Here is a 25,464-nt window from a genome sequence, read left to right on the forward strand (position 1 = left end):
GCGTTAAGTTTTAGAATAGTTGTACCGGTAGTTCCTCTGAAGTTTTACCGTTGATTGTCATGATTAATTTACCTTTGGTTCCAGAAAGAAAATCCTTCTTTTCGAACACCAATTGGTGCATCCCCTCTGATTTAAATTTAGGTGAATTTAAAGTAGTCACATCACCATTTATATGTCTAAATTCAAAGCTTACGTCTGCGTCTTTAGCTAAGTAATAATCTACATGATAAGCTTTTAATTCGGGATGTCTGATAAGTTGAACTCTCTGAGAGATGTTCTCTTTTACTGCTAATGGGAAGCCTGTTTTGAACTTAGGTGAAGAAATTCCCATTTTCTTTTTGGCTACCTGAAGCTCTGGGATTTTCTTTGATAATTCCCAGAATAATCCACTTCTGTAGTTTTCCATCATAATGACCGTACGACCTTGATCAAGACCCAAGTAACGATCCGAATACCAATTGTCTTTGATAGAGTAAGCGTCTTTAAATCCATATTTATCCCAAAGTCCTTCTTTATGGTTTTCGTAGAAGTTTCTTAAAGCCATGAACGATTGGTAAGGAACATAAGGGAATACACCCAAAGCACCTGATGGAGCAATGACCCCTTTATCTTTGTTCGGTCCGGCCATGTTGTTATAGCCTGTAGGAATCTGAGATGCTGTTAAACCCCAATCGCCTTTAGAATACTGATACTCTTTTGGTGCATGTTTGAAACAATACGTCCAGTTAATTAAAGAATGTGCAATACTTCTTTTCCAGTAAAAAGTGTACTGATCTTCCATATCGCGAGGGTCCATTGTTACAAATGGCGTTTGTGCTAAGTATAACGGACCGCCTTTAGGCTTACCTACATCTAAAGTATACCCATAATATTTTCTACCGTTCACAAAGTTTTTACCGTTCACATATGCTTGGTAAGATTTCTTTTTGATGGGATGTTTAGGGTGACCCAATGCCAAAGCATAACTCGTCATCGATTCTGTATACCCTTTCATTAATAGCTTTAGGCCATTATTTTCTTTTTGAGTTTCAGAATGATTCCACCACAAACCGTTTTGGTATTCGTGAACAGTATAATCAACTGCCTCCCAAAGTTCGGTGATGCTTTTTCTTAGCTGTACTTCTTTGTGGTTATCACCATCAAAATAAGCTCTAGCCACAAGCAGTCCCATCATTAAGTTGGACGTTTCTTGGATGTCTGCTCCATCCTGACCACCAAACTTTATTAACTGACCTGTTTTACCGTGAATCAAGTGAGGAAATACACCGTGGTATTTCACTGCTTTTTGATCCAAGAAATAGGTCACTTTCAATAAATGATCGACCACTTCCTCTCTAGATACCCAACCTCTGTGAGCACCCACAATAATCGCTTGAATACCAAAACCTGATGCTCCAATACCAATATCAAATCGTTTGTTTTCTAAAGATCTACGAGGCGTTAAACCCGATACAGGGTGTGCCCATTCCCAAAAATATCTAAACGATGCTTCATGTGTTTCGTCGAAGATTCTCACGTCTTCCTGAAAACGTACCTCTTCTTCCTTTAACTTCTTCTCTTTGTCCGTTGGAGGAACAAAGAGAGAAGTAATTAAGGATGATAATAATAATATGTTAGTTAGTAAACTCATTGATGAACACGCTAGTGTAATTTATTTATTTTGTAACTGTTGTTTTTTCAATTGTTGTTCGCGAAGCTTCTTTTCCCTCATTTTACGCTTGCGCGCTTGTTTTCTGTAATCTGTATCTTTCCATTCTTCGTACGGAGGCTCATCTGCTTCTTTCATTAAACGAGCCAACTCAACTCTTAATTCTTCGATTTTGTCTTGATACTTCGGATCGTCAATTAAGTTGTTCATTTCTGATGGATCCTTTTTCAAGTCGTAGAATTCATAGGTATCAATATTGTTGTAGAAATGGATTAACTTATAATCGTCTGTTCTTACACCATATTGTCTTTTTACTTTATGGAAACCAGGGTACTCATAATAATGGTAGTACACTGATTTTCTCCAGTCTTTTGGTGTTTTTCCTTTCTTCGCTACTTCTCTTAACGACGTACCTTGCATATCTTCTGGTACTTCTACACCTGCATAATCCAAGAATGTTGGACCATAATCGATGTTTTGCACCATGGCTTGAGTCGTCTTTCCTGCTTTGATTTCTTTAGGGTAACGCATTACAAGTGGTGTTTTGAAAGACTCTTCGTACATGAATCTTTTGTCGAACCAACCGTGTTCTCCTAAGTAGAAACCTTGGTCTGAAGTATAAACAATAATGGTGTTTTCAGCTAAGCCGTTCTCTTCTAAATAATCTAACACACGGCCAACGTTTTCGTCTACCGCTTTTACAGTCGCACAGTAATCTTGTAAATATCTTTGGTACTTCCACAGCGCCATTTCCTTATCGTCCATGTTTGCTGCGTTCATTTTATCATTTTTCTCACGGTAAGCGTTGTGCCAAGCCTCTTTCTGAACATCAGTTAACCTATTAAATAGATGAGGCCATATATCTTTTCTCCATTCGTCTGATCCAACAGCTACCGACATTTTCAAATCGTGACCTTCTTGTGCATCTTTATAGATGTTCATTTCTTGCTCCGCTGCTGCCTGACGACCTTCGTAATCATCAAAGTAGTTGTCTGGAACAGGGAACTCGACATTATCAAATTCGTTAGCGTAACGAATTGGAGGCATCCAATTTCTATGAGGTGCTTTGTGGTGAATCAATAATGCAAATGGTTTGTCTGCATTTTTTTGTTCTTCCATCCACTCTAAAGAGTAATCTGTAATAAGGTCTGTAGTATAACCTTCTACATAAGTAGTATCTTCTCCAGAAATGAAGTCAGGATTGAAATACTCTCCTTGATCGTTTAAGATATTCCAATGATCAAATCCTTGTGGAGTACTTTTTAAGTGCCACTTACCAATTACACCTGTTGTATACCCTTGCTTTTGAAGAATGCTGATCCAAGTTTGTTGTCCTGCATCAAATTGATCTGAATTGGTTTTGAATCCATTCTTGTGCGAATATTTACCAGTTAACATTGTTGCTCTAGATGGACCACATAAAGAGTTGGTCACAAAACTTTGATCAAACTTGATTCCTTCTTTGGCGATGCGATCAATGTTATGTGTAGGTGCAATATCAGATACTGGATGACCGTAAGCACTAATGGCTTGCAATGCGTGATCATCAGACATGATATATATAATATTAGGTCTATCTGATTTCTGAGCAAATACGTTTGCTGCTATGCTGATAAGTAGTATTTGTAAAAAAAATCTCATTTCAATTTAATCGTTAGAAAAATGCGAAAATATTTATAGAGTTTTTGTTCATTAATCCCGTAGCGTCTTTGCTACACTTCAAAAGTATTTTTAAAAAAAAGAAAACAACAAAAAAAATGAAGAATAATTGCAAATAAACGCAACCTTAAGGCAATTTTAACAACATTAGCGCACACAATGATCACATTAATAACAACTCTTTATCAGTCATTTAGCAAATCAATGCAAACATCACGATCACAATAATAACAAGAACAGAAAAACAAGGAAAATATCTCAAAAAGCATAGAATAATCTATTCTTGTCATCAAAAATCTTTTCGAAGAATTGATGCTTGATAATGTATATCCTCAAAATAAACCTTAATTTGCTTCTCCTTATTTATACATCATTTTTTATATCATAATCCGACTAAAAATGAACTTACTTCAAGAAATTCAACTAAAAATCGATCAAAAGACTAAGCCAATTGGTGCTTTGGGTGAACTTGAGAATTTAGCCAAGCAAATCTGTATGGTACAAGAAACCACTTCCCCGAGTTTAAAAAATCCTACAATTATCGTCTTCGCAGGAGACCACGGATTAGCGAAGGAAGGTGTGAGTGCCTATCCGCAGGAAGTAACGTTTCAGATGGTGTATAATTTTTTAAATGGAGGAGCGGCGATTAACGTTTTCTCAAGACAGCATAATCTCAACTTAAAGGTGGTCGATGCAGGTGTGAATTTTGATTTCGAACCTCACCCGGATCTTATCGATATGAAAATTGGTAAAGGGACGGAAAGTAGTTTGAGAGGAAATGCTTTAAACGCTGATCAAATAGCCGATTGTTTTAATAAAGCCAAAGCTTTGTTGAAAAGAGACGATCTTAAAGATGCTGATATTATCGGTTTTGGAGAGATGGGTATCGGCAATACATCATCAGCTACATTAATTATGAGTGCACTGTATCAGCTTCGCTTAGACGAATGTATTGGTAAAGGGACAGGTGTAGATGCTGAAGGCTTCAAAAGGAAGTACGATGTGTTGGAAAAAGTATTGGAAAAACATCAGGGAGCAAATAGCCCTGAGCAAATATTAAGTGCCTTTGGTGGTTTTGAAATTGCCATGATTGCGGCAACAATGCTAGAAGCGGCATCAAATGGTAAGATGATTATTGTGGATGGCTTTATTGTAACAGCTGCCTATGCTATTGCCAAAGCTATGAATCCTGAAATTCAGAAGAATGCTATTTTCAGTCATGTTTCTGATGAAAAAGGGCATAGATTATTGCTTCAAAAATTAGAAGCCCATCCTCTTTTACAATTAGGAATGCGTTTGGGCGAAGGAACTGGAGCAGCAATGGCTTTCCCTATTATCCAAAGTGCAGTCAACTTTATGAATGAAATGGCAAGTTTCGAATCGGCAAATGTAAGTGATAAGGAATAATGAGAGAGATATATTTATTCTTCACCGCGCTTCAGTTTTTCACTAGGGTACCTATTCCAAAATGGGTACCTTATAAAGCCGAATACCTTCAGGATTCGAGGAAGTATTTTCCGTTTATCGGTATTTTATTAGGAGCAGTTACTTGTTTGTTTTTCTATGTAAGCAAACAGGTATTTTCTGTAGAGATTGCTATACTCATCTCTATGCTGTCCAGCATATTTATTACGGGTGCTTTTCATGAGGATGGTTTAGCCGATACCTTCGATGCCTTTGGAGGAGGCTATACGCCAGAAAAGATTCTGACGATTATGAAGGATAGCAGAATTGGTACTTATGGCACCGTAGCAGTCATTCTTTCGCTTGCACTAAAATTCTTTTTCCTGAAATCCATTTACCTAGAAGGAGATTATCAGTTCTATTGTTCCTTGATATTAGGTCACAGTTTAAGTCGATTTTTAGCTTCTACAATGGTGGATTTACTTCCTTATGTACAAGATTTGGATATCAGTAAATCCAAACCGATTGCCAATACAAAATTTGCGATTGGTCAGTTTATTCCTGGTTTAATCTTCGGCTTATGGCCATTGGTCTTCTTTAGAGATCAGTTGGTATTTCTAATTCTCTTCCCGAGTATTGCCTTTGCTTTATATTTAGGTTGGTATTTCAGAAGAAAAATTGGAGGTTACACTGGCGATTGCTTGGGTGCTACTCAGCAAATGACGGAGATTGTGATTTATGCTAGCTTAGTTGTCCTATGGAAGTTTATATAGTTCGACATACCGCCGTCGATGTCCCAAAAGGCATTTGTTATGGTCAGACTGATGTGGCATTAAAACAAGAACAGGAAGCTGCCTTTGAACGTATCAAAGCACAACTTCCTACTACTATCGATTTCTTGATTTCCTCTCCTTTATCAAGATGTACCCAACTTTCTACATTTCTAACGGATGATTTTACCACAGATCCCCGTTTAATGGAATGTAATTTTGGAGATTGGGAAATGATGGCATGGGATGATATTCCTCGTGATGCAATGGATACATGGGGAAACGATTTTGTCTATCAGGCTCCTCCCAACGGAGAATCCCTACATCAGGTATATCAAAGAGTATTTGATGTTCACAAAGAACTCATCAAGCTACCCCATGCTACTGTAGTCATCATCGCCCATGCTTCTGTGGTACGAATTTTTCATCATATTTATCAAAATATACCACTAAAAAACATCTTTGATGTGAAGGTCGACTATGGACAAGTATTCCATTTTACCACTATAAAGTAAGATTCTGAACGATACATTCTTGATCGGATGCTGCCTTGAAAATATGTGTATCACCATTTTCTGAAATCCCATTTTTATAATAATATTTTGTGGTAAATCGAATATCTGTTGAAGTATTCAACTCGTAACGAATAGAGTTTAAAGAATTCGCACAACCAATAGGTGCATCAGTAGATTCTTTTAAATCGGAGATCGTTCCGACCAACTCCTCTTGATCAATAAAAATTCTATATACTTCTATTTTTTCTAGGATATCCCCATTTCCACCTACTCTATTACTTCCAGCATAAAAGATCACATTCGTGTAACGGCAGGTACCATTATCTCCACCTGTTATTTCGGAGTTTAAAGCATTGGGATCTTGGCATGTTTCTTTTTTGTTACATGATGATAAAATGCCGAACAAAATTAGAGTGAAGAACAATAGATTTTTCATCAGTTTGATTTTTAAAGAGAATTAGTTTATAAATAAACACCTTGTTTATTCATTTTTATAAGGGAAAATCAGTGATAAATTCCCTACATATTTCCTTAAAAATCTTACTTTTCAACGACTAGACCTATGATGTGTATTGCTTATCTTTCTATTGAGTATCAATTATTCGGATGGTAATCAATGAAATCACAATAAGCATTGTGGGTAATATAACTCCAACAATCGCATAATATTTTAATAATGAAATGTAAATATCTTTGAGGTAATAAAGTTCCTGAAAATCAAAAAGATTAGCAATAAAATAGGTACAAGCCAATAGCATTCCCACTGCACCAATAATAAACCCTATGATGAGTAATAACTGCACTATTTTAGCTAATACAAACTTATAATTTATCTCTGTTTTTTGTCTTACTCTATTATTTGTTAAATACCCTCTTTCTGATAAAGTTGTTGGTTTCATAAATACTGATCATTGATAATGTACTCGTTCGATACAAAAAAGCGTAAAAAGTAGTTGAAAACTCTATTCCAGCAATTAAGAAATGATTAAAATTAAAAAGTGTAGTTCATAATATATTCATTAGGTTATTAATGAAATATTCCATGATTAGGGTTCAATCATAAAAAAAAAGCACTCCCATAACGGAAGTACTTTTAGCAATTCATCATTCCAACCTAATTATTTGATACTCAATTCGTCGGTCTTATTTCAATTGGCATGGCCTAATGGAAAATATTCCATTAAACCATGCATTAAAGATGAATATCAAATAGTTAGAGGAGAGTTATATTAGTCTTTTAAAACTTTTCCAGAAACTTGGGCAGTTCCGTTATTAAGCTTGATCATGTAGAATCCTTTAGGCATATCAGATAGATCTACCTCGACTACATTTCCTGCATCTCTAATCACTTTAGAGAACATTAATTGTCCGATCAAGTTATGAACTTCAACTACTGTTGCTTCTGTACTGAATGTTGCTGGAAGCTGTACAAATACTTTACCTTTTGTAGGGTTAGGATAAATGTTTCCAACTAGCTCATTCATATCAATAGAAAGTGGAGCACCTACAACAGATACTTTTAGATTACTTTCTACTGTTAATCCTGATTCGTTCTCGGCAACAATAATTAATTCTGTATCCCCTACACTAGAAGCTAGAACAGTAAGATCTGTGCTATTTACCCAAGCTGCAGCATACTGATCACTATTCTTCACGTAGTAAACCATTTCTTCATCATCCAATGTTTCGAAATAGTCTTCTAATGAGATCGTAGTTTCTGCATGAGGATTTAACTGAAGCTCATCGAAATCTTTTACAACAATTGGAGCGACTTTTACGTCTTTTACTTCCACAGCAAAATCAATTACTCTTTTGGCTCCTAAAGTATCTTCAATCTCGAATGATGGGAAGTACTCACCACTCATCGTGTAAGAAGGTACCATAGTTACATATAAAGTATCATTACTCATTTCGAAATCGAAATCATCTGCATTTTCTGATGATGCTAAGAATAATGAGTCTGCTTCTTTATCAAACATTGGTAAGCTCCAAGTGATGCTATCACCTTCATTCACTTCTAAAGCTGTATTTCCAACGAACATTGGAGCAGCATTGTACTTAATAAATGTTGGTACTTTCACTGTCTCTACTAGTGGTTGATTATGACCAATGTATAAGTAACCTTCGTAAGATCCAGTCTCGAATCTGTTCATTGCTGTAGTGATTTCTACATCTGCAGAAGCACCACTTTCTAAGGCACCGTTTCTTGGCGAAATGTCTACCCACTCTTGTCCGTAAGCATCCATTGCTCTTAGCTTAATCGCGTAAGTGTAATAGAAGAATGTGCTCGATGACATCACTTCCCAATTCTTACCGCCATCTAGAGTTACAAAGTATTTACCGATAGTTGAAGGTACATTGTAGTCAACTGGAATACGGAATTCTACATCTTCCGGAGCCATTACTCGAATAACAAATGTTTCTCCATCTTCGAAGAAAATTGGTTCATCTAAAGTGATGTTTTCCATCTCACCAGTTAAAGAGCTAGGATAGTACATTTGAGTTGCGATAACTTCTTGAGAAGTAGGCGTATCTCCTTTTAAGATCTCAAAAGTCCATGCCGATTTCGATTGTTTCACAAAGTAATTACTGATATGAGTTAAAGTAAATCCTTGTGTATTATTTACTTCAAATTTAGCGGCATAGTGAACATCAAAATCTGTAGATCCTAAATAACTCATTGGCGATTCTGTTGGGAAATCGTATGATATTGAATCTGTAAATGCATGTTTTTCAACATGTGAAGTACGCATACTGTTCGATGCTACAGAAGGAGCAAACTCATAAGTATTCAACATTTTGAATGATTCAACAGTATTGTGATCAATCAATGTTGCTTCTTCTGGGAATTGAGTTTCTAATGTTGCTTTTGTACGCATTGATTTTTCTACACCCCAACCGTATTTAGCAATACCTAATGTTAACGCATAATCCAATACTTGCTCATCACCGTTATTAGAAACTACAAATTCGTGAACCGTTTCTTGTCCTTCATTTACTAAAAGGTCCAAGGTGTCTGCTCTCATTGAAGTACCTAAATCGTAATCAAGTACAGCAGGTAGTACAGCATTGCCTTTTAATGGAAGTTCCAATTGATCTCCATTATCAAAATCTAGTATCAAGACATCGCTTATTTCTTCATTTGTTAAGGCTGCATAAGATACTTCTAGCGTCAAGACATCGAATGCTCCTAGTAACGTATCAATATCAAAATGGAAAGATTCATCATTCATTAGAGAAGCAGTCACATTTACAGGTAAACTACCTTCGTTTTTCACTACAAATGTTTTTGTTTCTTCAAAAGCTGTATCTTCCAAATAAACCAATTGAGTGAATTCTAAATCGCTTTCTTCGATAGATAAATCAGCTTCACCAGTAACGGTTAAAGTAACATCCGTAGTGATTCTTGGGTTAGAAGCATCGTTATTATGAACAATCACTTCTCCGTTATGTTCACCTACAGGAGTGTTATTTCCTACATACTGTAAATTGACAACTTCAGAAGACTTTGCTGGAACTGTTATGATTTTAGGTGCTTTAATTCTTAAAGTCTTTCCTAAAAGTTCTTTTCTAAAATCTGCATTTGTTTCCATGTATTGGAAAGCATAATCTCCTTCGATATTCTTCATACCGATATTTTGATAAACAAACACATTCGGTAATGTCTTGTAAGCCATATCGATATCGCCATTTTTATGCAATACAATTTGAATAGATGTTATTGTTTCATTACCAAGCGAACCTGCACCTGCAGCTACGTTTTTCTCAAACTGAATGATTAATCTATCCTCTTTTTCGTACATAAAAATACCACTACCTTCTAAACTTGAAGGAACCATTTTCATCCAGAATGCCGAGATAATTCCTAGGTCAAGACCATTATAAATGCTACCTGTAGCAATGTTATAAGCTGGATATGGAGTGTAAGTAAAATCGTTTGCCTCCGTTTCAGGGTTGAAGCTAATTAAGGCTGCAATCGACATTTGGAAACGATCGTAATACTGACCATAGAATGGGAATTCGAAATTTTCGAATTCGTAAGCATACACAAACTCAGGATAGAACATTTCGTACGAAACGTCTTTACCTACTTCAGAGATATCTTCCCAAATAAGTTCATCATACATTTTGTACTCATAACCAAAACCATTGTCTGTACCATCGTAATCAAAGAACTCATCACCTGCCTGTGTCATCCATTTCGGAGTACTTAAACTATAATGTAAATCAAGATCTTCCGATTCGTTATTGATCGTGAATGATGTTGATTCTCCATCCTCTCCATAAGCAATTGTATTCGATGTAATGAACTCTGTTGTATTTACATCTACAGTTGGAGATGCAAGTGCCGTAGCAGATAAATTGATTTCGAATGTTTCATCATTCATCGTAAATGGCAATACTCCCATTAATTCACCAATTGCTGCAAATTCAGCTTTGATGTTAAGATTTACTTTCCCATTTGGGCTTACTGTTGAAGGAATATATCCACTCACTGTGAAACCTGCAGGAAGTTCTCCTAAAGCAAATGTTCCTTTAACATTACCTTTATTAGAAATTGTAACTGTTTTTGATAAAGTAATACCTTCCTTATAAATAACACTTCCAAAATCTACATCCGCATCATACTCAGCGATTACATCACCATGTAGTTCTACTTCGAATTTTACAGCTGTTTTACCACCATCGTGAGTAGCATATAGAGTAACCGATTTCTTATCTGAATAAGCAATCTCACCTTCAGTATCAATTGATACTTGTAATGTTACTGATTCTCCAATATCAAGTGTTGCTCTCGATGGAGTAATGTCGCTTACAAAACTTGTGTAACCATCATTTTCAATAGCATCAAAAACAAATTCTGTTGCTTGATCACCGTTATTTGTTAGTGTGAATTCTGCTGTAGCCGTTTCTCCAATTGTAACTGCATTATCATCTATCCAGCTAACAGTTGGCTGATCAGATTCCACTTTTGGTCCAATAATATGATTTACTGATAAAGGAATTGTTTCTGCTAAACCTGTAATTGATAATTCTGATTGAACATCAATAACTTGATCAGAACCCTTAGCATTCACAGTTATTTCTACTTGGGCACCCGGTTTTAATTCAGCAATTTCCGAAGGAGAAACTTCGAAAAAGTCATCTTCTGTTACTGAAAGCTGAATATTTTCTAATTCTGCTTTACCTTCATTTTTAATTATGAATTTAGTGTTCTCCGATTGATTTTCGAATAACGTTCCGAATGCTAATTCTTCAACATCACAAGTAAGTTCAGCAGTATTACCTGTTACGGTTACATAAATATTTTTTGCTAAAGGATATTGCATTGGGTTCTCATGTTGCCCCAAAATTTGAAGCTTATATGTACCGTTTTTCCAATCTCCTTTCTTAAGAGTAACATCTGTTGAAGCTACTTCACCATTTTCGATATCAGCATATCTATCACTGAATGAGACTAAGTCATTTTTCTTTTGGATCTCATAAGCTCTAATCTTAAACAAAGAGCCATGTGCAGCAGCATAATCTGTATAATAACCATGCGTACCTTTTCTTGCATATGATATTCCTCTATCCTTATATGATGCTTCATCTGCACCTAATGGATAGAAAATACCTTGAGGTGCACCAATTGCAATCCAAAAAGTCTCACCTGCCTTTACTGTCTTTGGCCAGAAAGAAGTACTTACCCAACCACCTCTTTGTTGATCTGATACATAAAAGCTACTTGTTGCAACAGGTTGACCAAATGGTTGGTCTTCTCCTCCAATATACATTGCCACCGTAAATGGAACACTCAAGTACATCTCGTTGGAAAGAACAGCACTTACCATTCCAATTTCCATATCTCTTTCTGCTACGAATTTATTAGCATATTCCATTGCTGCACCAGAGTGACCTACCATAAACGTAGGAACTTCTTGTTTATCGTGATAGACTGAATCTATTTTTTTTGAATCCGATAAAATTGTAATTACTTCTTCTAGATCTGGAGTAGTTCCTTCATCAGGAATTTCAGAAAACGGAATTTTAGCATATTCTTCTGAAGTAGAGAACGGAAGATTAGTATCTACACTTGCTGCTGCTGTTCTACCTACTGGATTTGATTCTACTGTATTATGCTCAAAGTCATTAATAGTAAAGACAATTCTACTAGGTACGGAACCATTATTTACAATAGCTATATTAGTTTTTGGAAGTTCGGCTGATGTCACATCGTAAGTCAAATGTGGTTCTTCATCAGAAACCCAAGATAGTAATGGAGTAGCTTGAGTTGAAATTTCAAATACTTCAGATAAAGGTGATTTATTTCCAAAATTATCTACTGCTTTTATGGCTATAGAATAAGTGCTAACCGGAGAAAGGTGATCGATTTCATAATTAGCAAATGAGTTACCTGTAATCGCATGGTAAGAAATCTTTTCAGCTGCATTTTCAAAAGCTTCATTATCCTCAAAAGTACCTTGAGCTAATAAAATCTCATACTTTTTAATAGTTAAGCCAAAATCATCTTTTACAAAACTCCATCCTATTCTTGTGGATGTTGAATAAACATATTGGAAACCCCAATCAGAAACTACAGGAGGTAATGCTCCCTGATCTTTAACTAACGATGCATAGGCATCTAAACGACCCTTACCAATTTTACCTACAAAAGTAGGGTTAAGGTGATCTATATTCTTCGAATGGTTAATCAAACGATCTTTTACTTGATCTGCTGTAATATTGTAAGCATTGTTAGAGGCAATCAAAGCTGCTACACCTGCTACGTGAGGTGCCGCCATTGAAGTACCTGAAATCGCCTCGTATCTACCATCAGGAAAAGTAGAGTAAATGTTCGAACCTGGAGCTGCAATATCAATGGTCTCATTCCAATAAGATGAGATCGCTTTTTTATCGTTGTTATCAGTGTTAGCAACACTAACTACTTCTTCCATATTCGATGGATAAGATGTAGCAGGACGAGTATATACATTCGTAATTGCACCATAGTTACCTGCTGCAAAAATGACTACACCACCTTGTACAGGACCTGTGTAATTACCTTCTTTGTCTTTACCACCGTTTTCTACGAAGTAACGAATCGTTGCTTTTTGTAATTCCGATTCTCCACCAGAACCCCAAGAGTTGTTGGTAATCACCGCACCCATATCGGCTGCATAGATAAATGCTTCTTCGAAACCTCCATAAGTAGGTGCTCCTAAATAGTCAGAAAATACTTGAAGAGACATCATTCTAACGCCATCTTCTGGCTTGGATCCACCGGCTACACCTGAAACACCAATACCGTTATTATTCTCTGCTGCAATTGTACCAGCAACGTGTGTACCGTGTTCGTGAGGAATGATTGTTGGCATGTTATCCGCATAGTTCCATCCATAGTAATCGTCTACATAACCGTTACCATCGTCGTCTATACCGTTACCAGGGATCTCTCCTGTATTGATCCATAATCTATTTTTTAGATCGGGGTGGTTCACATCGATACCACCGTCAATTACACCAACAACAACATCCGGCTTACCTGTTTCGATCTCCCAAGCTTTCAATAAATTAATATCTGCTCCCGGAGTACCGTAATCTTGACCGAAGTTATCATAGTGCCATTGGTTTCTGAAAAAAGGATCGTTTGGTGGGTTCAACGCTTCAGCCAAGATGTTATGTGTACTTCTTGGTTCAGCAAATTCCACCATATCCAATGCTGAATATGCTGCGACTAATTCTTGTACTTCGTTTAAAGAATCAGTCTCGATTTCGTACCACTGATGGAAACCATAGGCACGGTGTCTTGCTTCGAATTTACCCGCATCACGGAAAACTCTATTAATTCTTTTTGCCTGAAACTTATCATTTAACTGATCGAAGTTTCTGAAACCTGTTGAATTTAACGGAAGTTCATTTTCGGTGATCTTAGCGACTTGTTGTTCTAAGAATTGAACATCACTTGGTTTGATTTTAATACGAATTACCCCTTTGGTAAATTCTTGTTTGTCTTGCGCATAAAGTGAAGTTTGGAAAGTTAGAAAACACAAAAGTGCCGTCAAACTCCACCAGCGTGTAGTTCGCGTAAAAAGATGTTTCATTTTTAATAATCAAGATGAATTGGTTGCAAAAAAGTCAAATAAAACGTGTTATAATTTTGACAATAAGTCGCCATTATAAGCTAGTCCTTATATAATAGTAAGCATTATAGAGTCAAGTAGTTTAAGAGATTAGTCTTAGTTGAGATGAAGAAATGATGTCTGTAATACTAGCACACAATTAGCATTAGAGAATAGTTTAAATGTAGTCTGCCTTCTCCCAATATAGCTGAAACAAATCGTACATAGATGTTGCAAAATCCTTATCGTCTACTGTAAGTGCCATGTTTAATGATAATCCGTTACCTCCATGTAAAAGAATTAGAACATATTGAAAATCTACCATAAGCATTTTAAACGGCAAGGATTCGATCATTTTCACATCTTCTCCTTTTGATTTAAAATAATTGGCCAATCGCTTAATATTGGTTTCATTTTCTCCTTTCGGAAGTTCATAAATCCCTTTAAATTCTACTCCATTATTAATGGATTCCTCCTCGGATGGATTTACATTTTCAAGCTCTTCGATGTTGACTGTATAAGGGGCTTTTGAAAAGCCTACACCTATTTGTTTTGCCATGCGGAATAAGCGGTAATACTCTTCCAGAATTTCTTTAGGATTGGTAATAGTTCGAAAGACTGAAGTAGTATTGGACTTAGTTTGTAAAAATTTTTCTTCTAGTTCGTTACTTAATTTTTGTAATGCTTTTTCTTTTTGAATGTATTCGTCTCTTACTCTATTGAACGCTGAATTCGGAGAGTTGAGCGCGTAAATTTTAGGACGATCCTTTACTAATCTACAAAAGCCTTTATCGGTAAGTGTATCCATAAATGCATACAACTTAGAAGTTGGTATTGAAGTAAGTCTCGATATATCGGTTACCGATAATTCTCCCTTTTCTAGTAAGAGCTTATAGATCTTTAATTCTTGTTGAGAGAAACCTATGTTGATTAGTAATTCGTCCATAACTACTACCAAAAGTAGTACTAAGTAGAAAAGTATGCAAATTTTCTTTTGATTAATTTAACAATGCACACATTTTTTGTGGTTTCAAAAAGAATCATAAAATTCATAAAACACTGTATTACTGAACGTTAAAAACAAAATATCACATCATTTCAGGAATTTTAAAAAAATCAAAGGATTCATTTTTTTGTAAGACTACTTTTAAACATTAACTAAAATTTCCACTCATATTTAAAAATAAGACAGTATCTTGCGGCTTCAATTTTAGTAGAACGATATGACAGAAGAGGACAAACAGCCGTTAAGTGAGCAACAGATTGATGAATGCATCAAAATATTGCAGACACTATCCGCTGATGCAGTACAACTGTATGACTTGAGTGAAGAGAAACGTGTTGCCCTAATTAAAGCGGCAGGTCAATTAAGTAGACCTAACCGTGAGGAGTTTGGTAAGCGTAAAAAAGATATAAAGAAAGCGGCCAAAAGAAAGGAGCAAGAGCGAAACAAACACGCTAGAAAATCTACTGGTATTCGTAGTGCTCGTGAAGCAAGTGTTTTTGTGGCTCCTCGAATTTTGGAGAACATGGAAATTCCAGATACTCCTGAATTAACTTCTCCGAGAAACTGCTACGTTTGTAAAACTGAGTACACAAAACTGCATCATTTCTACGATCAAATGTGTCCGAAGTGTGGTGATTACAACTATGCAAAACGTTTCCAAAGTGCCGACCTTACAGGTCAGGTGGCAGTAGTGACAGGCTCTCGATTAAAAATCGGATACCATATCACTTTAATTCTTTTGAGAGCAGGTGCTACAGTAGTGGCAACAACTCGTTTCCCTGTGGATTCGGCAGAACGTTTCTCTAAGGAGCCTGATTTTAAAGAATGGGGTCATCGCTTAAAGATTCATGGATTAGATTTACGTCATATCCCATCAGTTGAAATCTTCTGTAACTTTATCGAGCAACAATACGATCGCTTGGATATTCTGATCAACAATGCCGCTCAAACGGTAAGGAGACCTGCAGGTTTCTACGAGCATTTGATGGCCGGAGAAGAGCAACCGTTCGAAGCATTATCCGCTTCTGCTCAAAGCGTATTGAAAGATCATATCTACTGTCTAACGGAACTTTCGGAATTATCACAGACAAGTGAAAGTGCTAAAAATGGTCGTCTTCCTGTAAAATGGAGTACTTCTGAAGCAGGTATCGGCTTAAGAGCATCGGCTCAACTTTCGCAAATTCCTTATAGCTTCGATAACAGTATCGCCACTAAAGAGGTATTCCCTGTAGGTAAACTAGATGCCGATTTACAACAAGTCGATCTAAGAAAAACTAACTCATGGAGACTTCGTTTGGGTGAGATCGAAACGCCAGAAATGGTCGAGGTGCAATTGGTCAACTCTATCGCTCCTTTCGTCTTGTGTAACCGTCTTTCTAAATTGATGGAAAAGGATTACACTGGTAAGAAACATATCATCAACGTGTCGGCGATGGAAGGTAAATTCCACCGTTTCCATAAAGAAGACCGTCACCCTCACACCAATATGGCGAAAGCAGCCTTGAACATGATGACGCATACATCTGCAGGTTCATTGGCTAAAAAAGGTATTTTCATGAATGCCGTGGATACGGGTTGGGTAACTGATGAAGACCCGGTACACTTATCGAAACAAAAAGAAGAATTACACGATTTTCAACCTCCTTTGGATATCGTAGATGGTGCGGCAAGAGTGCTTGATCCGCTGATCGATGGTATTAATACTGGGAAGCATTGGTCGGGTAAATTCTTGAAAGATTATATGCCGATTGATTGGTAAATCCGATTGATTGTTGGATGGTCCCCAATCTGAAACTTGTGTTTTGGGTTGGGGATTTTTTTGTATGGGCGTACCCAGGGTGGTGATAATTAAATTTATATATCCATTCCATCTTGAATTGATCGAATACCCAGGGTTGAAACCCTGGGCTAGTGATAATTATATCCGCAAAGACTAAAGTCTTTACGAATTTAGACGTGGAATCTATACGTTCATTCCGTCTTGCACCAAATTAGTTAACACTTTAGTGTTGACTAATATAATTATCACCAGCCTAGGACTTGAGTCCTGGGCTAGATTATTAGTTCTTAATCGGCTTCCTATACTGCGTCGGCGTCTGCCCAAACTGCTTCTTAAACGACTTCCTAAAATACTGAGGATCGTTAAATCCCACCTCATAAGCAATTTCAGAGATGTTCAGATCAGAAGTTTTTAAAAGGTCCAACGCTTTCTGCAGACGAATATTTCTCACAAATTCCACCGGAGGCATTCCGGTCTCTGTTTTCATTTTTCGATAAAGCTGAATGTTACTCATGTCCAACTCCTTTGCCAATTCTGGTATCGAAAATTCCACCTCTGATAGGTTTTTCTCGATGATGATTCTCACCTGATCTTCAAAAGAGATTTCCACTTTCTTAGGAGCCGCTTTCTTCTTCTTGGTTTCCTTCGTATCCAGCACCATAATATTTGATCTAGCCTTCAGCAACTGATGCACCCTTACATCCATATGTTTCGGCGAGAACGGTTTGGCAATGAAAGAATCTGATCCCGATTCTAAGGCTTTAATTCGTTCTTGCGTATCTGGATTAGAAGAAAGTAAGATCACAGGTGTATGTTTGGTCTTCTCTCCCAACTTAATTTTCTCTGTAAGTTGAAGCCCATCCATTCCCTCTAAATAGATTTCAGAAATCACCAAAGACGGATAGTATTTTAAGACCTTCTCATACGCTTCCAATCCGTTTTCAGCAAACATGATTTTGTACTCTTTCTCCAGAATACTACCTATATATTCTTGTATTTCTTTTGATTTTTCAACGATCAAAATCAATTCTTCTTTTTCGACTTTTTCGGCCTCTACCTTTTTCTCATCAGGAGAATCAAATTGTAGTTTTTCTGTATTCGAATACAATAACTTTGATACCAATTCAGCCGATTCGTTCTCTTTTTCCTCTACTGAGTAAAAGTCTTCATCCGAAGGAATCAAAAGTGTAAATTTAGAACCAAGTGATACTTCACTTTCTACATAAATAATTCCTTTCATCACCTCAATAATTGATTTAGCGAAAGCCAAACCAATACCAGACCCAGCATCGTTTTTCGTTTTCACTTGATAAAAACGATCAAAAATACTTTCCAAATCTTCCTTTTTGATACCAATACCTGAATCTTTCACTTCGATTCTTAAATATTGTCTCGCATATTTATCAGGTTGATTGCCCTTGTACCCCACAAACTTGGCTTGAATTTCCTCAAAAGAAACTGTAGATGTCGTTACCCAAACACCTCCATTCTCTACATTGTATTTAAAGGCATTGGATAGAATGTTATACAAGACCGCTTCGAACATCACTTTATCAATAAATACAGAAGGTTGAAGTTGTTCTGAATAATTGATAGAATAATTTACATTACGCTTTTTCGCTACATGTTTAAAAGCATCAGTAGCATCCTTAATCAGTAAATTTGATTCTTCTTGCTTGATATTCAAACGCATTTGTCCGTGCTGACTCTTGGTTAAAAACATCAGCTGATCGGTTAAACGGAGTAAACGTTGAGCATTTCTAAAGGCAATTCCTAAAGGTTCTTGCAATTCCGTTTGCACTTTATTGTTTTTCGCAATTTGTTCGATTGGCCCTAAAACTAGAGTAAGTGGAGTACGTAACTCATGAGATAAATTGGTAAAGAAATTGACTTTTCGTTCATACTCAATTCTTTCATCTCTCATTTTAAGGTGCTCATATTTTTCTTCGTTGGCTTTGTGTACCCTACGTCTCCACCACACCATTACAAAGAGTATAATAGCCAATAAAAGAATAGCATAAACCACATAGGCATAAATCGATTTATACCAAATTGGAGTAATCGTGATATCGATAGATTTTACTTGATCACTCCATTTCCCGTCTACATTCGACGCTTTCACTTGGAAGGTATATTTACCAGGCATCAAACCATTATACCTTACTATATGATTTTCACCCATTGTTTCCTTCCAATCCTGATCAACTCCTTGAAGTTTATACTTAAAATTCTTCTTATCTCCCTTTGTGTAATTCAAAGTAGCCAAATAAAAAGAGAAAGAGTTTTGATCATGATTCAATTGTAGTTTTGCTTTATTTTGAATCACATCATCTAATAAGATGTTTGTATCCACTTTTTCTCCTGGATGAATGTGTTCTCCATTTAAATAGAACATAGAGATTATTGGAGAAACATCATAAGGTGATAAACTGAAATTCTCAATGTTTAAAATATCGATCCCTTTTTCTCCTCCGAAGAGAATATTTCCTTTTGAGGTGATTTTCTTGGAGTTATTGTAAAAGCGTTCATTGGCTAAACCATCTTCTGTACTGAAGCTAAAAAAGCCTTTATCATTCCACTGAAAAGCATAGGTTAAGGTGGTTCCCCAAATTGTATTATCAGCAGATTTCTCTAAACTACTGATGGTTGCTTTTAGTAATCTATTCGGTATATTCTTTTGAGAAAAATGATCTCGATCTCTCAGAAATTCAAATAAACCATTTTCTGTAGCCACCAATAATGTCTGATGATCCTTCTCTACTATATCAGCTATAAGAGAAGTATTCATAGTAGGTGTTTTTACATTAAATTGTGATACATTGGTTACTTTATAATCTTCAGTATAATTTATTTTCCACAAGCCTTCTCCTCTTGTTCCTAACCAAATTTCCCCTTTGGCCACTGGAAATATCTTGACAATAGGTACATTAAATAATTCCCTTACTTTTCCAGAATTTAAAGAAACAAACTTATCTTTAGACGCATCAAAATAGGCTAAACCAGCATCCCAGCAACCAATCCAAAAAGTATCGTCGTAATTACTCTTCACCATCGACATCACATAAGGATTGATAATCTTATCTGACAATTGGTATTCCTTCTTTATGCGTGCTGTTTTTTCATCTAAAATATAAATGCCTTTTCCGACAGTACTTACCCAAACGTTATTATCGAAATATCTGATTTGTGAGATTTGCTCGAAACGGTGTGGGTGTTGAACATAAACACCTGTACCATCTTCGTTTTCTGATGCCTCATAAAACAGTTTTCCGTTGATGGTCCCTGCCCAAACAACACCATTATGTTCTTCAATGGTGACAACTGGATCAATCTCTTTATTGAGTAAAGGTCGAATTGGTTTTTTGTACAAATCTAAGGTATACACTCCAAAGTGAGTTCCTACCCAAAGTACACCACTTCTATCTTCGAAGATCGTAGAGAAGCCACTTTTGGTATCAAAATCTTTGGACTTCATTAATTTCTTCTCTTTCAAATCTATGGTAAATACATCATTCGACGTCATAAACCACAAGGTATTTTTCTTCGAAGGGGATGGAGTTAAAGATGATTTTTTATTGTTGATTAGATGAGTGACGAACTCTCCTTTCAATTCTGTATTTTCAAAACGAGTGGTGAAAATCCCTTGTTTATTTGAGCACCAAATTTCATTTTCTTCTGTCTGAAAAATGGAATAAACTCCCTTGTAATCAGTTCCTTCCAGCAATGAAATTTCTTCGGTTTTAATATCCATACAAGCCAACCCTTGCATCGTACCAAACCAAACGAATCCATTTTTATCGTAATGCACAGAAACAACCAAGTCTTGGAAAACCTGAATATCGAATAAGTCACCAAAATCTCTTTGGGTGTAAGCTTTAAATAATTTCTCGTTGATGTTGTAGTAGGCTAAACCATTCCCTTGTGTACCAATCCAAATATTACCTAAATTATCCTCATCAAAAGAAGTAATACGCTTGATTTTTAACGTTCTTGCAGATTCAGAATCTTGAGTTAAATGTTGAAAGGAATCTGTCTTCTTATCGTAAATAAAAATGCCATTATTATCAGTACCAATCCATATCTTGCCATTGGAATGTTCCATAATAGCAGAGATCTTTTTGTCCAATAATGGTTGATAATTTCTTTCACCAAATACCGTTAATTCATACCCATCGTACTTGTATAAACCATCCCAAGTTGCAAACCACATGTATCCTTCTTTGTCTTGAAGAATATTGGTCACAGAACCCGAAAAATTAGGTAATTTATTTGGAGTACAATAGGCTAAAATTGAACATAACAAGAACAGATAAGTTAGTATATACTTGAAAAATTTAGCCATAAATCGTAGTGTTCGTCTTATTTATTTCATACAAAATAATACTTGCAAAATACAAAATTATCCTATCAATAAGAAGACGAAAAATCACTTATTTAGGGCAAATGAAAGGTTTTCAATGATTTTCTCCATTTTCTAATCAAGAAAATCTAGACTATAGTCCACTTCTTTTTAGGGGGCATCAATTATTAGAAAAAGAATGCGAGACTTCTGCCTCGCATTCAAAAGTGAAGTAGAAAATTATCTCACGCTTAGTCGTAAATTTTTCACACCATTAAGAGTGTATACTTTCACTAAATAAATACCTGAACCCAGTTCCGATATATCTACATTTTTTAGGTTTGAACTGATTAAAGCAACACCTTTCATATCATAGATTGTTAGCGATTGGAAGTGATCCGCTTTCACTGTAAATGTTGTGGTTGCCGGGTTGGGATAAAGAACAACTTCGGCAAGAGTTTCACTTGGTTCAATTGCTACTACTCTAGTATTTGATACTCCACCCGTGCTTAAGTAATCAAAGTACATATATCCCCAATGCTTTGTGATCGTTAGCGTGTTATTTCCCTCCACAAGATCGACGGTCAGCGATTTTTCTAACCATGTATTTATTGGACCATCAAAAGGAATACTACCAAGAGAATTTCCGTTCAAACTTACATACTGATCCTTACTTCCATAAGGTAATAAATAGCCAATTTTTATAGTTTGTGTTCCAGCAGATACCGCATTAAATGTCCAAGAAATAGTACCATTTCCTTCCATATTCACGTAAGCACCTTCACTTGCTGTAGCATCTGAAGCAACTGTAACAGAACTTAAAGTAGCATTTTCGGCTTCAAAGATTTGAGGTCCAAAACTACCATCATCAACAATGATTCTTACATTATCTGTACTGCTCACCCCAAGGTTGTTGGTGACCGTTAATGTAATCGTATGAATTCCCACACCTAAAGGAACATTTGCAGTTGCTCCAGAAGCAAGAGACACTCCATTTTCACTCCACTCGTAAGAAGTAATAGTTTGTTCAGAATCTGTGGAAGCGGTACCATCTAAAGTGATCGTTTCTACTCCATCTCCATCGCTATCGCTTACAAATTGATCTTCTCCCGCATTGGCTGATATCGATTTTGGTACATCCCCATATACCTCAAACTCATAAATAGAATGTCCCCACTCAATGGCTCTTTGTTTACCATACATTCTGATATGTTTCGCGTTTACAGCAGGGAAAGTGATAATATCTTCACCACCTCTTCCATCGTTATTGGTATATACTGTGTTCCAAGACTCACCGTCTTGTGATACCTGAATTTCGTACTGAGAACTATAAGATCCTTCCCAATACAACCTCACTTCATTCACTGAATATTCCTGATCGAAGGCAATGGCAATCCAACTTGGATCTACATACAAACTCGACCACCTTGTTAATTGATCTCCATCATTTACACTAGCAGCAGTATTTGGACCTTCTTCTACAGAAGAGGCTGATGTTGATTGATATAAAGCAAGATTTCCTGTCCCCGGTTCTTTGACACTGACGATGAAATCATACGATCTCAAAGTCGTAGGTGTTCCCGAATCTGTTGCCGTAATGCTGACTATCACATCTCCCGTTGCTTCCTCGGCAAATGCTAAAGATAAAAAGCCGTTATTCACTGATGGAATCACCACGTTTTGAGGTGAGGTTTCTACAGAAAATTGTAATGCGGTGCCTTCTGGATCGGAAAATACAGTGTTTAAATCGGTGTAATTAACTAAAGGATTTGAGTTTTTATCGATTCTGAAATTATTGATTTCACCTATTAGCGTTGGTCTATGATTTCTATCTGGATCAATAGCTATTTCAGGATAACCATCAATTGTTTTGATGCCATCAAGCATATCATCTCTATGCATTTCATCTGTATTGTCTCCGTCGTCGTACGTTCTGTACTGCCATCCCCAAGCACCTGCATATCCATTGTTATATAAAATGGGAAACAAATCTTCTTTGGCAATGGATCCAGGTTGGTTTTCCACATAAAACTCACCGATCATCAAAGGTTTATCAAGTTCCCAATGGGAAGCAGGATGTACAAAAGGAGAATAAGTAGTGCCAGCCCAACTGTAATAATGCACCTGATAGTAATCCAAAATACCCTCTGCATCTCCACCTGCCGCGATCAGTTCTGCATCTGAATAATAGTTTTTCTCTACCCCAGAGAAAATATCGGAATTTGCTTTAAATGACCAAGAACCGTTGGTAACTAACGCAGCAGGATCTGCTCTATGGATAGCACCCGAAAGTCTATTGACAAATCTCTGAATCACAGACATCGGTACATGGTCCGTAAAATCCCAACCAAATTCGTTACTCATTCCTTCTGGTTCATTGAAAACCTCCCACGATAATAATGCTTCGTGGTCTTTCAAACCGTTCACCATTGGTATCAAAGCATTGTTGATGTAAGCATCAATATTTTCTTCTTCTTCCAATAGTTTTCTAGCTCTTTGAGATACCTCGATGGGATAATCTCTAGTATTCAACATATCAAACGACCATAAACATAGATTCAATACCACATTGTGATCATAGGCAATATCCAATACATCTCTCAAATCTTGAATCATAGATGGTTCAAGTCCTGAAGTGTAGCCGTTGGCATCTAACTCAGGATTGTTGGCTCCATTGATATGTACCCAAAGTCTCATCGAGTTTCCACCTCTAGAGGCAAAATCAGAAATGGCTTGCTCGAAGTAATCCAAATTGGTGGTTTTTTCACCGAAATCATTAGCGAAATTGTACCATGCTAAATTTCCTCCCGATAAGAAAACCAACTGATCACCCACCGCAATTCTATTCATCTGGGTGGTATTAAAAGGTTGAACAATCACGAGTATAGTAGCACTCCCTGTTCCACCTTGATCATCGGTAACAGTAAGTTCAATGCTATGTGTTCCTACTGCAAAATTTTCTGTAATCGTTTCTCCTGTACCCAATTCTATACCGTCCTCAGACCACACAAACGATACAATTGCACCTTCTGCGGTACTGCCACTCCCATCCAAAGTAATCGTTTCTACACCATCTCCATCTGTATCAATTACTGTTTGGTTAGCACCTGCATTGGCAATGGGATTACCCGGAGTAGGATTTTCACCACCACCCGATCCATCTGGAACACATTTATAGGTGGGCCATCCTTCGCATACATAACCTTGAGGACAGTGATCATTAGAAGAGCAACTAATTTCAGAATTAGTATTTTGGGCTTGTATCAAAGAGAGATTAAACCCATAAAGAAAAAGAGTTAATGTTAACACCTTTAGGATGTTGGACATCCTTTTCGATTCATACTTCATAGTAAAAAAATATTAGTAATAATTCGAAACAAAACTCTGCAGATCAACCGCCCAAAAGGTGTATTTTTTTAATGAAATGGGAGACTTTTAAAAAAGTACACCTAAAAAAATAGAGCCACATAATTTATGCGACTCTATCATCAACTGAAATGAAATGTTATTCTCTAACTGTTCAATACTTGTCCAATTGTGTTTAGTTTATTATGAAATTTCCGATATTGAGTTGGGGTCATTTTATTCGATTTCCGAAAGGATTTACTAAAATATTTTGGATCAGAATAGCCTATTTTGTAGGCTATTTCTGAGATGTTTAAAGTGGTGGTTTCCAACAATTCTTTGGCCTTTCGAATTCTTTCCTTTTTGATGTAATCGACTACCGTTGTTCCTTTTGTGTTTTTGAAGATATTCAGCAAAACGGGTCGACTTACCCCAATCTCTTTTTCGATATCACTTACGCTTAGGTGGGCATCAAATAGCCTCCCTTGTATTAATTCTTCTACTTTTTTAAGGATGATGACTTCCTTTTCCACTTTTTCCTTCTTGACAAAAGCAGTTACATTTTCATTATGTCTATCAGGTATTTCAAACTTATACCTTGATGCTACCCCTAAGCATAATATCAGCAGGAGAATGATTAACTGATAGATATTTATTTCGCTGGTTTCTATCACTTTTAGTTCCATCATTCCAAAAAGTACCGATAGTACTAAGATGGAAAATAAAAATAAGGTCGTAGGTCGAAATAGTAGATTTGATATAGCTAGTAGATTTCGTTTCATACTCTTGATTTTTAGTTTACCTAATTTGATATCTGAAACAGACATCAATTTTATTTAAATGTTAGTAATGCCCTTCCTGAGTGAAGGAGGAAGGGCAAGCAGGGTTTCTTCAAA

At 36.4% G+C, this 25,464-nt stretch carries 13 protein-coding genes; 4 read left to right on the forward strand and 9 right to left on the reverse strand.

Annotated features, from left to right (window positions below):
• Positions 1 to 10: 10 nt before the first annotated feature.
• Together MY04_RS27030 and MY04_RS27035 are read right to left on the reverse strand one after the other, a co-directional pair.
• The gene (locus MY04_RS27030) at positions 11 to 1,630 is read right to left on the reverse strand and encodes a glucoamylase family protein (RefSeq protein WP_066216257.1); all 1,620 of its coding nucleotides are present in this window, start codon (positions 1,628 to 1,630) and stop codon (positions 11 to 13) included.
• 21 nt (positions 1,631 to 1,651) lie between these two features.
• A complete protein-coding gene (locus MY04_RS27035; RefSeq protein ID WP_066216262.1) occupies positions 1,652 to 3,289 on the reverse strand; it encodes a sulfatase family protein in 1,638 nt (545 codons plus the stop codon).
• A 417-nt stretch (positions 3,290 to 3,706) separates the two neighbouring features.
• On the opposite strand from MY04_RS27035, the gene cobT reads away from it, so the two are divergent.
• From cobT to cobC, 3 genes are read left to right on the forward strand one after another with little or no spacing between them, the layout of a single operon-like run.
• Positions 3,707 to 4,714, forward strand: coding sequence for a nicotinate-nucleotide--dimethylbenzimidazole phosphoribosyltransferase (gene cobT / locus MY04_RS27040; RefSeq protein WP_066216264.1), 1,008 nt, complete (start codon positions 3,707 to 3,709; stop codon positions 4,712 to 4,714).
• Positions 4,714 to 5,484 carry an adenosylcobinamide-GDP ribazoletransferase gene (locus MY04_RS27045; RefSeq protein ID WP_205960540.1) on the forward strand — a complete coding sequence of 257 codons (771 nt, stop codon included), beginning with the start codon at positions 4,714 to 4,716 and terminating at the stop codon, positions 5,482 to 5,484. Before cobT ends, MY04_RS27045 begins: the two co-directional genes overlap by 1 nt.
• A complete protein-coding gene (gene cobC / locus MY04_RS27050) occupies positions 5,469 to 5,996 on the forward strand; it encodes an alpha-ribazole phosphatase (RefSeq protein WP_066216268.1) in 528 nt (175 codons plus the stop codon). Before MY04_RS27045 ends, cobC begins: the two co-directional genes overlap by 16 nt.
• Here the strand turns inward: cobC and MY04_RS27055 are convergent.
• From MY04_RS27055 to MY04_RS27070, 4 genes are all read right to left on the reverse strand, one after another.
• Positions 5,986 to 6,432 carry a hypothetical protein gene (locus tag MY04_RS27055; RefSeq protein WP_066216270.1) on the reverse strand — a complete coding sequence of 149 codons (447 nt, stop codon included), beginning with the start codon at positions 6,430 to 6,432 and terminating at the stop codon, positions 5,986 to 5,988. The two genes, cobC and MY04_RS27055, sit on opposite strands and share 11 nt — an antisense overlap.
• A gap of 148 nt (positions 6,433 to 6,580) precedes the next feature.
• Entirely contained in the window at positions 6,581 to 6,895 is a 315-nt protein-coding gene (locus tag MY04_RS27060) for a hypothetical protein (RefSeq protein ID WP_066216271.1), read from the reverse strand.
• Positions 6,896 to 7,225: 330 nt separating this feature from the next.
• Positions 7,226 to 14,080 carry a S8 family serine peptidase gene (locus MY04_RS27065; RefSeq protein WP_084006172.1) on the reverse strand — a complete coding sequence of 2,285 codons (6,855 nt, stop codon included), beginning with the start codon at positions 14,078 to 14,080 and terminating at the stop codon, positions 7,226 to 7,228.
• Between the two features lie 196 nt (positions 14,081 to 14,276).
• Positions 14,277 to 15,044: a TrmB family transcriptional regulator gene (locus MY04_RS27070; RefSeq protein WP_158297949.1), complete on the reverse strand. Its 768-nt coding sequence runs from the start codon at positions 15,042 to 15,044 to the stop codon at positions 14,277 to 14,279.
• Between the two features lie 277 nt (positions 15,045 to 15,321).
• Between MY04_RS27070 and MY04_RS27075 the strand changes: the two genes are divergently transcribed.
• Entirely contained in the window at positions 15,322 to 16,863 is a 1,542-nt protein-coding gene (locus MY04_RS27075; protein WP_066216277.1) for an SDR family NAD(P)-dependent oxidoreductase, read from the forward strand.
• Between the two features lie 301 nt (positions 16,864 to 17,164).
• On the opposite strand, the gene MY04_RS27080 is transcribed toward MY04_RS27075, so the two are convergent.
• From MY04_RS27080 to MY04_RS27090, 3 genes are all read right to left on the reverse strand, one after another.
• Positions 17,165 to 21,226 (reverse strand): hybrid sensor histidine kinase/response regulator transcription factor, encoded by a 4,062-nt coding sequence (locus tag MY04_RS27080; RefSeq protein ID WP_066216279.1) that lies wholly within the window; start codon positions 21,224 to 21,226, stop codon positions 17,165 to 17,167.
• 237 nt (positions 21,227 to 21,463) lie between these two features.
• Positions 21,464 to 24,571 carry a discoidin domain-containing protein gene (locus MY04_RS27085; protein ID WP_084006173.1) on the reverse strand — a complete coding sequence of 1,036 codons (3,108 nt, stop codon included), beginning with the start codon at positions 24,569 to 24,571 and terminating at the stop codon, positions 21,464 to 21,466.
• 164 nt (positions 24,572 to 24,735) lie between these two features.
• The gene (locus MY04_RS27090; RefSeq protein ID WP_158297950.1) at positions 24,736 to 25,350 is read right to left on the reverse strand and encodes a helix-turn-helix domain-containing protein; all 615 of its coding nucleotides are present in this window, start codon (positions 25,348 to 25,350) and stop codon (positions 24,736 to 24,738) included.
• Between the last annotated feature and the right edge of the window lie 114 nt (positions 25,351 to 25,464).

The sequence above is a fragment of the Flammeovirga sp. MY04 genome (genome assembly GCF_001682195.2).
GTDB lineage: Bacteria > Bacteroidota > Bacteroidia > Cytophagales > Flammeovirgaceae > Flammeovirga > Flammeovirga yaeyamensis.